Origin of the sequence: Mesorhizobium sp. M0060 (genome assembly GCF_040323155.1) — a bacterium.
Lineage (GTDB): Bacteria > Pseudomonadota > Alphaproteobacteria > Rhizobiales > Rhizobiaceae > Mesorhizobium.
Genome location: NZ_JAMYUP010000110.1, coordinates 1 through 9,787 on the forward strand (window position 1 = coordinate 1; position 9,787 = coordinate 9,787).

The 9,787-nt window shown below is 61.5% G+C and carries 9 protein-coding genes; 5 read left to right on the forward strand and 4 right to left on the reverse strand.

All coding sequences use genetic code 11. From position 1 onward, the window contains the following. Window positions 1-146 precede the first annotated feature (146 nt). Both NKJ94_RS36345 and pdxH read right to left on the reverse strand, forming a co-directional pair. Window positions 147-392 (reverse strand): CopG family ribbon-helix-helix protein, encoded by a 246-nt coding sequence (locus NKJ94_RS36345; protein ID WP_352532478.1) that lies wholly within the window; start codon window positions 390-392, stop codon window positions 147-149. A gap of 85 nt (window positions 393-477) precedes the next feature. Then, window positions 478-1,095: a pyridoxamine 5'-phosphate oxidase gene (pdxH, locus tag NKJ94_RS36350; protein WP_352532463.1), complete on the reverse strand. Its 618-nt coding sequence runs from the start codon at window positions 1,093-1,095 to the stop codon at window positions 478-480. A gap of 38 nt (window positions 1,096-1,133) precedes the next feature. Here pdxH and NKJ94_RS36355 point away from each other — a divergent pair, with 38 nt between their 5' ends. Next, the gene (locus NKJ94_RS36355; RefSeq protein ID WP_352532465.1) at window positions 1,134-1,592 is read left to right on the forward strand and encodes an RT0821/Lpp0805 family surface protein; all 459 of its coding nucleotides are present in this window, start codon (window positions 1,134-1,136) and stop codon (window positions 1,590-1,592) included. A gap of 100 nt (window positions 1,593-1,692) precedes the next feature. Then, window positions 1,693-2,622 (forward strand): DnaJ C-terminal domain-containing protein, encoded by a 930-nt coding sequence (locus NKJ94_RS36360; protein ID WP_352532467.1) that lies wholly within the window; start codon window positions 1,693-1,695, stop codon window positions 2,620-2,622. Window positions 2,623-3,075: 453 nt separating this feature from the next. Here NKJ94_RS36360 and NKJ94_RS36365 read toward each other — a convergent pair whose 3' ends face one another. Next, a complete protein-coding gene (locus tag NKJ94_RS36365) occupies window positions 3,076-4,314 on the reverse strand; it encodes a YcaO-like family protein (RefSeq protein WP_352532469.1) in 1,239 nt (412 codons plus the stop codon). A gap of 169 nt (window positions 4,315-4,483) precedes the next feature. Here NKJ94_RS36365 and NKJ94_RS36370 point away from each other — a divergent pair, with 169 nt between their 5' ends. Continuing rightward, window positions 4,484-6,214, forward strand: a complete 1,731-nt coding sequence (locus NKJ94_RS36370) for an adenylate/guanylate cyclase domain-containing protein (protein WP_352532471.1) — start codon at window positions 4,484-4,486, stop codon at window positions 6,212-6,214. Window positions 6,215-6,224: 10 nt separating this feature from the next. Here the strand turns inward: NKJ94_RS36370 and NKJ94_RS36375 are convergent, their stop codons facing one another. Beyond that, window positions 6,225-6,803: a hypothetical protein gene (locus tag NKJ94_RS36375; protein ID WP_352532472.1), complete on the reverse strand. Its 579-nt coding sequence runs from the start codon at window positions 6,801-6,803 to the stop codon at window positions 6,225-6,227. Window positions 6,804-6,976: 173 nt separating this feature from the next. Between NKJ94_RS36375 and NKJ94_RS36380 the strand changes: the two genes are divergently transcribed. Together NKJ94_RS36380 and NKJ94_RS36385 are read left to right on the forward strand one after the other, a co-directional pair. Further along, the gene (locus tag NKJ94_RS36380; protein WP_352532474.1) at window positions 6,977-8,344 is read left to right on the forward strand and encodes a S8 family serine peptidase; all 1,368 of its coding nucleotides are present in this window, start codon (window positions 6,977-6,979) and stop codon (window positions 8,342-8,344) included. Window positions 8,345-8,373: 29 nt separating this feature from the next. Beyond that, window positions 8,374-9,507 carry a DUF1501 domain-containing protein gene (locus NKJ94_RS36385; RefSeq protein WP_352532476.1) on the forward strand — a complete coding sequence of 378 codons (1,134 nt, stop codon included), beginning with the start codon at window positions 8,374-8,376 and terminating at the stop codon, window positions 9,505-9,507. The last annotated feature ends 280 nt before the right edge of the window (window positions 9,508-9,787 follow it).

Genomic DNA, 9,787 nt, shown 5'->3' on the forward strand with positions numbered 1-9,787 from the left:
GTCTCCTATGCATGAGGCTCTGCGCCGGCCAGCCGGCTTAACCCTCGTACCGTTGCATATCGGATGACGGGCCGCCCTCAGGCCCAGCAATCATAGGGACTAGGTGGGAGATCTCTGTCACCGCTGCTTTGGGATTCTATTGTGGCTCATGCCTGGCTGGTGGGCTTGGCGTATTTTCCGAAAACAGCCGCTACATCGCGGTCACTGGCAAAGTCGCCGCGCTGGGCTTCCGCCAACCCGGCCTCTATCTCGGCGAGTTGCCATTCCTCACGGGCCACAAAGTCTTCGATGGCTCGCACAGCCACGTCGGAGCGCGAGCGGTGGAGCTTTTCGGCAAGCAGGGCGAGCCTGTCTGCGGTTTCTTCCGGAACCCGCACGGTAAAAGCGATCATGGTCATGCTTTAGTGTGGCTCAGCTGTGATTGTTGGTGAGCCAGGGTGGTTCGTCAAGTTACCCCCGGGGAGCATCCATCGTCCTCTACGGATAAAGCCTCACCTTGTCCCAACCGCCCTCGGCGTTGCGCGAAAACACCACACGGTCGTGCAGCCGGAACGGACGGTCGTGCCAGAACTCGATGGTCTGCGGCACGATGCGGAAGCCCGACCAGTGTTTTGGCCGCGGGATGCCGCCGATCGCATGACGCGCCGTATATTCGGCGACCGCCTTTTCCAGCGCGAAGCGGCTCTCCAGCGGCCGTGACTGTTTGGAGGCCCAGGCGCCGATGCGGCTGCCGCGCGGACGCGTCGCGTAATAGGCGTCCGCTTCGGCGTCGGTGACGATCTCCACCGGGCCGCGCGCCCGCACCTGCCGGCGCAGCGATTTCCAGTGGAAGCACATCGCCGCTTTCATGCTGCCCAGAATCTCGCGGCCCTTGGCGCTCTCGAAATTCGTGTAGAAGACAAAGCCGCCCTCATCGAACCCCTTGAGCAGCACCATACGCACATTCGGCATGCCCTCGGCGTCGACCGTCGCCAGCGCCACGCTGTTGGGGTCGTTGATCTCGCTCTTCGTCGCGTCGTCGAGCCACGCCGCAAAAAGCCGGAACGGCTCCGCGGCCTCGGTAAAGTCACCGCTTATTAACCCAGTTTCGCTCATAGTTTTCCCAATTTGTCGCCGGCTGGGGAGATTGCCGATTGTCGCGTATCGCGCAAGCTTTTGACAGTGGGCAATGGAGCGTTATCGCTTCGGCCAGCGCCAAAGCAATGATCGTGATAGTCGTCCTGCCGCTTGCCGCCTGTGGCGGCGGCTTCAGCCTGGAGCAGGCGGAGGTCGACCGCTCGGTGCTGACCTCGAGCACGCCGGCCTCAGTCACGCCGCTCGATCAGGACCGCGCCTCCGACCAGGCCACGATCCGCAACGCCGTGTCCTCCGCCGACGTCGAGCAACTGGCCGGGCAGGCCGTTCCCTGGGCGAATGCCGACACCGGCTCACGCGGCTCCATTACCGAGCTCGCGGAATTCAGGGCTAACGGCGAGACATGCCGCCGCTTCACCGCGTCACGCGAAAGCTTCGACGGCGTCGCGCTGTTCAAGGGCGAAATATGCCTGGCCGGCGGCAGCATCTGGCGCTTGCAGGACTTCAAGGCGCTCTGATTTTCCGCCGGCAACATGGTGGTAAGCCACTGGAATTCCTTCCTATGCGAGCGCATATAGGAGGCGACTATGGACTCACTCCGTCTCCAGGGCAGGAAGCATGCGCGACCCCTATGAGGTGCTGGGCGTTGCCAAGAACGCATCGGCCAAGGACATAAAATCGGCGTACCGGAAGCTCGCCAAGAAGCATCATCCAGACCAGAATCCGGATGATCCCAAGGCGAAGGACCGTTTTGCCGCCGCCAACCAGGCGTACGAGATCGTCGGCGACGAGAAGAACCGGGCGGCTTTCGATCGCGGCGAGATCGACGCCGACGGCAAACCGCGTTTCCAGGGTTTCGAAGGCGCGGCCGGCGGTGCCGATCCTTTCGCCGGTTTCCGCCAGCAGCAAGGGCCGGCCGGCGCTCATTTCGAATTCCGCACGGGCCGTCCCGGCGGTGATCCGTTCGACGGCAACAGCGACATCTTCAGCCAGATCTTCGGCGATGCCTTCACCCAGCAGCGCGGCGCCGGCACGGGCGGCCGCCGTCAGGCCCCGACGGCCGCAGATCTCAACGTGACGCTGGACGTCACCATCGAGGAAGCCGCCACCGCCGAGAAGGTGACGGCGATGTTCCCTGACGGCCGCAAGATGGCGGTCAAGTTGCCGGCCTATATCGAGGACGGCCAGACCATCCGCCTGAAAGGCCAGGGTGAGCAAGGGCCGGGGCAGCCGGGCGATGCGCTGGTCAAGATCCGCTTTCGCCGGCACCCCCGCTACCGCGTCGAGGGCCGCGACCTGCATGTCGACCTGCCGGTGGAACTGGCCGATGCGGTGCATGGCGCCAAGGTGGCGGTCGAAACTCCGACCGGCAGGATTGCGGTCAATGTTCCCCCTTGGTCGAGTTCGGACAAGGTTCTGCGGCTGAAGGGCAGGGGCCTGCCGGAAAAAGCCGGCGGGCACGGCGACCTCTACGCACATGTGCGGCTGATGCTGCCGGAAGGCGGCGACGCCGAACTCGAGGCGCTGATGCGCCGTCGAAAGGGCTGACGGTCGAAAACGCTGGCGCTTGATACCGTGTGTGAAAAGCGGGCGTGAGTGGTTTCGTGCCGTCGATTATCGACAGGAAACGAGCAACCAGCGCCACTTACGGACGCTTCTGCGATGCACGGAACGTCTTGATTGGGCCAGGAGCGTTATCGCCGAACCACTACTCGGACGTCGCGTTTGGGCCGAGAAGCGGACTTGCGGCTTCGAGGCTCGGAATGTCAGAAGCGGACCTTGAGGCGCCCTGCGCACGTCGACGTGAACTGGACCCGTTGCGGACGTTCCTGAGCCGACTTCTTTTCCCGATAGACATTGGCCTAGAACAGCGTTCATGACCCATTGCTGACTGGCCTAGGCTTCCGGCGGGACGGCATACCTGCCTGCCTGGTCTCCGGAGCGATTAGGCAATCTTGTGAACCAAGTCTCGGTGGCGGCTCCGGGTTAGATGAGCTCTTATCACAATGGAAAGGGAACCTCGTGGATGGCCTGGGGAACTGATGGCTTCAAACCTAGGCGCACAGGAACATCATAGAGCCTGCCGCCGCCCAACCGGGGCTTGGTAGGACGAAGTCCAGGTACAAACACCCGTGCAACAGGCGATTCGGCGTTGTGCGTCAGGTTGACCGCAAAGATCTCAAGTTCCTGCTCGCGGCAGATGTCGAGGCAATAGTTCCAATCCAGTCGCAACTCGGCTGACGAGGCCTGAACTGCTGAATTGCCTGACAGGTGAGGACGGCGGTGAATGTTCTCGTCCATGTGCCACCGATAGAGGTGCAGCGCGCCGGGGGTGAAGGCCGCCGTGCCGGACATATCGGCGTTCCGTTTGAGCAGGGTAAGGTTCGCCTCACATTCTGCAAGTTCCCCCACCGCGCGCCGGGCCGCCTCCGACATGGATCGTCCGGCCGCGAATCCGAACGCAATCGCGCCACCCCCGACGTGATGAGAAATTGCAGCGACAATGGGGATGGGCAGGTCAAGCGTCAGGAGGAGAAGCCGCAATTCGCGGTACTGCGTCTGCAGCCAATCGGCGTATTGGGACGCCAGTCCATCCGACAGCGAAGTCAGGTCTATCCGAGGCAGAACCAGCCGATTGTACCACCATATGGCTGTTGCATCGCGCTCCACGACTTCGCAGAAGCCGCGCACGACCGCGTCCTCTATACTCGTTCCCCTCGCAAGACCATTGGAGTCCGCCGGGGGCAGACCTGATGACTCATCGTTGGGATACCCGAGAAAGCACAATCCCGCAGGCACCCAGGCCTCGCTCGTGCTGAAGCGCGGATCGCTCCGGATCCAGTCCAGCGGCTGCGACCTGCGCCAGCGGATCGGGACCGCGCGGCTATCATCGACGTTTTTGTTCCAATGCAGCCGCTCGCAATACTGCGCATCACTGAAAAGTGTGAGTGCAGGCGGCTCGATCACGCGCCCGCGCAATTCGCCGGCGCGGGCGCGTGAGAGTCGCTCATGAGGGATCATCTGGGCGAAATAGGTTTCATCGGCCTCATACCCGCAGGCGGTTGCCGCCTCCTGGGTGGTGTTGCCCCACCCTGACGCAAAACGAGAAGGTCTGGCCCCTCGTACGGGACCGACCGCGACCGTGATCGGGCATCCGAGCGTGGGATCGGTGATCACGATGGGGCCGTAAACCAGGCTTGACCCGCCGGCCCCTGCCTCGGACGCCTGCCGCTCCGGCATTATGGACCCTTCACCCAAGCACGGCCCTCACATGTTCAATCCTCTACACTATCGGCACCAATTGCTCATTCGCACGCTGACACGCACTGGAGTATGATGCAAACTCCTGCGAGACACTTTGATATCGTCAAGCCAACGTCGAACATAATACAACCCGCCGAGGGGAAGAATGAACGCGGGCGACAGCAATCTTCAGCGACGTCTGACGGCTATCTTGGCTGCTGACGTGGTCGGTTACTCGTCGCTGATGGCCCGGGACGAGGAGCGCACCTTTGCGCTCGTCAAGCATCTCATGCAGGACGACATAGAGCCTAGGATCACGCAGCACCGGGGACGGGTTGTGAGAACGACCGGAGACGGGATGCTCGCCGAGTTCCCAAGCGCTTTCGGAGCCGTGCGGTCAGCAGTGGAAGTCCAGGAACTGCTTGTCGGTCAGTCTTCGGGGAAGGCCAGCCAGGAAATTTTTCTCCGAATTGGGATCAACTTCGGTGATATCATTGTCGATACCGATGGCGATGTGTTTGGAGATACCGTCAACATAGCCGCGCGCCTGGAACAGTTCGCCAGCCCGGGCGGCATCTGCCTTTCCGGAAAGGTGCACGACGAAGTTCGCGACAAAATTCATCTTCCGTTTGAATATTGCGGCGAACAGCATCTCAAGAACATTCCGCGCCCGATTCCCGTATACTCGTTGTTCCACAAGCCCAAAGGGCTGCCACCTGCATCGACTGCACAGTTGGCTGGTCCGAGCAAGCCCTTCATCCTCGTTCGCCCGTTCAAGAGCGCGGGCGACGTCCAACCCTATTTCAGCGGCGGCTTCACCGAAGACATCGTCACGGAACTGACGCGCTTTACTCAGCTTACGGTTGCGTCCTATTACACGTCGACGCGGCTCAAGGATGTGGACCTGGTCGCGGATAACGGCGTGGATTTCGTCATCGAAGGCGGCATCCGCCGCATGGGCCAGCGAATGCGCATTACATGCGAGCTGGTCGACGCAACCTCGGGTGAGTGCTTGTGGGCCGAGCGCTACGACGGGGACGAGCAGGACATCTTCGATGTCCAGGACGAACTGATCGGAAAGATCGTCGGGACTGTTATCGGCCGTCTTACGGCCGCAGGCGCCGAGAAGGCGCGGCGTAAACCACCTGCCAATCTTGCGGCCTATGAGTGCGTGCTTCGGGGCAATGCCCTGCCCCTGGGCGACATCGCGGCCGAAATGGAGGCTCGACAGTGGTATCAGCGGGCGATCGAGCTCGATCCATCCTACGGGCGCGCGCACGCCAAGCTCGCCCACTATAAACAGCTTGAATGGTTTCGCGACATGGGGCCGTCGGATGCGGTGCTTGCCGAGGCTTATGACATCGCCAAAAAAGCGGTGGCGCTTTCCCCCAACGATCCAGTCTGCCTGAACATACTGGGCTGGGTGCTCCTCCACCGTCGTGATTTCGACGTCGCATCGCAGCTATACACACGCGCGCTCGAACTCAATCCGCACGATCCCGAGCAGGTCTCCTACCAAGGGACTTATCAAACATTTGCCGGCGAGCCCCAAAGTGCCTTGGACTGGTTCGAACGGGCGCGAGTGCTCGATCCGCTGTACGAGCCTTCATGGTATTGGCCGTTCCGCGGTCTTGCCCATTTCATTGCCCACCGTCCGGATAAGGCAGTCGTCGATCTGGGCCGCTCGTCCACCATGCCGACCTGGGTTAAGGTCTATCTGGCTGCAGCGAACGCCCTGCTTGGCCGAAACGAAGAGGCGAAGAGCTACACGTATCTGGTTCTGCGTGGCGCACCGGAGTTCTCCGGGCTGCGGTTCGCCACCAAGGAACCTTACAAGCTGGACGGAGACCGTAACACGCTGCTCAACGGCATGCGGGAAGCGGGATTGCCCGAGTAGGAACTGGCGACTATCTGCAGCCGAAGAGCACGGCCGTGGCGAGCTCGTCATGGTAGTGCCGGCCCTGGGCATATTTGTGATAGTTGTGGAGATAATCGATCAGATCGCCGCGGGTCAGGACCCCCCTCGGCACCTGGGGCACCACCACATTGATCAAGTTCGGTTCGTCCACGTGAACTTCGACAGACACTCCCGCTTCCACGATGTCTTCCAGCACCATCTTGAGATCACGCTTCAGGTCCGCATAGGCGGCAGCATCCGGGATCGCGTCGCCCCCGTCGAGAGGGTCATCCCCGTAGATTATGGGCTGCCCATTCAGATCTTCTATCGTCAGTGTCTGCGAATGTGGCGCTGTTCCGGCGGCGGTGGCCTGGACCCTGATGTCGCCGATAACACGGCCTGCTTCCGGGCGAAGTCTTATAGTATCACCGACGGCGAAAATCTGCCGATCAATGGTAATTGTTAGAGGATTTGTTGAATCCATGGACAGGATACGTGACGAGGCCGGCAAAAGCTTGAGCCAGGCCCCTACGATCGCTGCGCCGATCTCTTGGACTTGCCGACCTGGCTTCAATTCTGCCCTGGGCATCGCCGAGGCTCCCCTCCGAGGTCAATGCAAATAGCCTAAACGCATTTTGCATCTGTCGCAAGCAGTGCGCAGGCGGCATGCTCGCATCGACTCAATGTTTTCGTGGACAGAAAACCGTATTGGGAGCATTCTGATCCTCGCGGTATCAGTAACGACAGCCGGAGGATGCACGAATGATACTTGCTCAACTTCGTGTGCTGTTGATCGGCTGTCTCCTCGCCGCTGTCGGAACAGTGAGACCGGAAGCGTCAAGCCAGGAGGGCTTCACCGACAGCGGTAACATCGAAAAGACTTTCATCGTCGACATCGCCAGGGCGGAGGAGTTACGCAGGGATATCGGCGCGCTGAACAAGTTCATCGCAGGCAAGGGCAAGCTGGAAGCGGTGGATATGCCGGATATCGGTATCAGCATCGTGACGGGGACCTTTTCCGAGAGCGAGATCAAAGAGCTGCGCTCCAGGGGATATGAGGAGCCGGATCCTTTCGTGGTGAACCTGTTCGATGGGGCCACCTGCGAGAGGCCGGAACTCCTGGGCACCTCGCCGACTGCGGACATTGTCCCTCCCAGCGTCTGCAGGGTCGTCGGGTCACCACAGGCGGTGGCTTCAGGATCGCCCACCGTGTGGATCATCGACAGCGGAGTGGATTGGAGCGTTGTCACCGCGGGGCTCCTCAAGGTTCAGGAAGCCATCGATTGCACGAGCAGCCCATGCCAGACCGTGTCGAGCCTCGACGACACGGTAGGGCACGGGACGATGGTGGCAGCAGTTATCGGCGGAAAGCGTGTCCAGCAGGGCAACCAGTATGTAGGTCTGGTTGGTGTAAGCCCCGACGCCCCGCTCAAGATCGTAAAGGCCTTCAGTAAGCTGAAGACCGAAATTATCGGCCCGCCTCTTCTCGCCCTTCGCCATGTTCGGGACAACGCGGTCGCTGGGGATATTCTGAACGTGAGTTGGGGTGCATTATATCTGGAGAGCACCAGACGCGGAAGCACGCTGCAAGATCTTAAATTTCTCGACGCCCTTCTTTATCAGATCGCCGACCGCCAGGTGCGCGTTGTCGTAGCGGCGGGCAATCCCCGGGAAGACGAAGAGGGCCCTTGGGTACAGTCTTATTTCCCGGCCAATGCAGCGACTTATTTTTCGCCTGTGACGACAGGAAACAAGGTGGGAGCGATATACAGCGCGTCGGCTTCCAACAGCGAATATATTCAGGTGGCAACTCCTGGGAAATGCCAAGGCATCAGCAACGCCTGGTGCGACACGCTATGGCGCGGGGGGGCGTTCGGCGCGTCCTATTCCGAACCGGGCGTCAATGTCCTGTCACTGTGGAAGAGCCGAAAGAGCGGCAAGCTCCGGAGGAACATCTGTTCGGGCACATCTTTCGCAGCCCCGGCACTTGCCGGCCTTTTGGTTCGCAACGCGCAGCCGACGAACAAGGCTCTGATAACGGGAAGTCTTATCCCGAATACGGATCTGGTAGGGTATATGACCGCGGGTACGCCGGTGAACCCAAGTTCGGACGAGCCTAAATGCAACTGACCCGAAGAGCAGCGCTGCAAGGTTTGGCCTTGGCGTCCGCGTTCGGTAGCGTGCGTCTGGCCGGTGCCTCGCTTGTGGACGAAGATCCTCGCCTTCTGCTCGTCCACGTGCGCGGCGGACTCGATGCATTAGCTGCCGTGCCGCCCTACGGCGATCCGCATTTTGCCTCGGCGCGCGGGCCCCTCGTGCCTTTCCCGAACTCCGGCGTCGCCGAGATGCTCAAGCTCGACGGGTTCTTCGCACTTCATCCGGCGCTCGGGCCACTCCTGCCCTACTACTCGTGCGGCGAGTTGCTCATCGTGCCCGCGACCGCCATTCCGGATGCGGGCCGGTCCCACGCGGCCGCCCAGGCGGCGCTGTTCGACGGCGATATCGACGGCGGCAGCGCCGGATGGCTCGACCGGGCTTCGTCTGTACTGTCGCGCCGGCAGAAGGCGGTGTGGCAGGCCAGACCGGCCGATCGATCGATGGACATGCTGGCCGATCTTGCGCTGGCCAATCCTCGGCTCGACCTCGTCCGCCTCTGCGCCGAGGGCACTTGGCCGTCCGGCGGAAAGGGCAGCGAAAGCCTGCTGGAACAACATGCCGCATGCGACGCGGTTCGCTTCGGCGACGCGGCCAGGAGCGCGGCTCTTGCCCTGTCAGCTACCGGCGGACCGCGGATCGCGATGCTCGAGGTGGCCGGCTTCGACACGCATGTGGCGCAGGGAGCGGACTTCGGAAGGCTGGCGCGGAGTTTGAATGGGCTGGCGCGGGGTCTCATTGCATTTGCCCAAGCGTCCGGGCCTGCCTGGAACAGGACGGCGGTGCTGGTGGTCACGGAGTTCGGCCGTTCCGTAGTGCCCAACACCGACGGCGGCACTGATCACGGGGCCGCGAGTGTCACATTGTTAATGGGTGGCGCCGTTGCCGGCGGGCGAGTAGGCAATCGGTGGCCCGGTCTTGCTCGAGACCTGCTTCATGGCGGAACAGACTTGGCTGCTACGACGGACGTACGATCGATCATAAAGGGCGTGCTGACGGAACACCTGCGTCTTCCTGACCGAGCAGTGGCTAAAATTTTCCCAGGCGCTGCCGGGATACCGGCGGTGCGTGGACTGTTTATCAGGAGCCTGTCCAGGCGGAGGTTAGACCGCTTCGACGTGATCTCCAGCGCGGTTTAGCTTCTTATCCGCGTTTTCGTCGGCTACGGGACGCATCGGACTGCAATAGGCGACGCCTAATCTTAAGTGGCCGCTTCTAAGAAGCTTCCGGAATGACGGCTATTGTGAAGGGTTTCGAATGCCGGCGCCTATAATGTCCGGTTTAAGGCAATGGCCGAGCTAACTTGAATGGCCGAGATTGCTGAAGGGTTTCGGGTGCCGTCAGGCGTACGAAAGTCTCTGATGCAGGAACCCGCGGGCCGCAGGCGATTGCCTATGGGGATTTGTGCCTCGGGGTGCG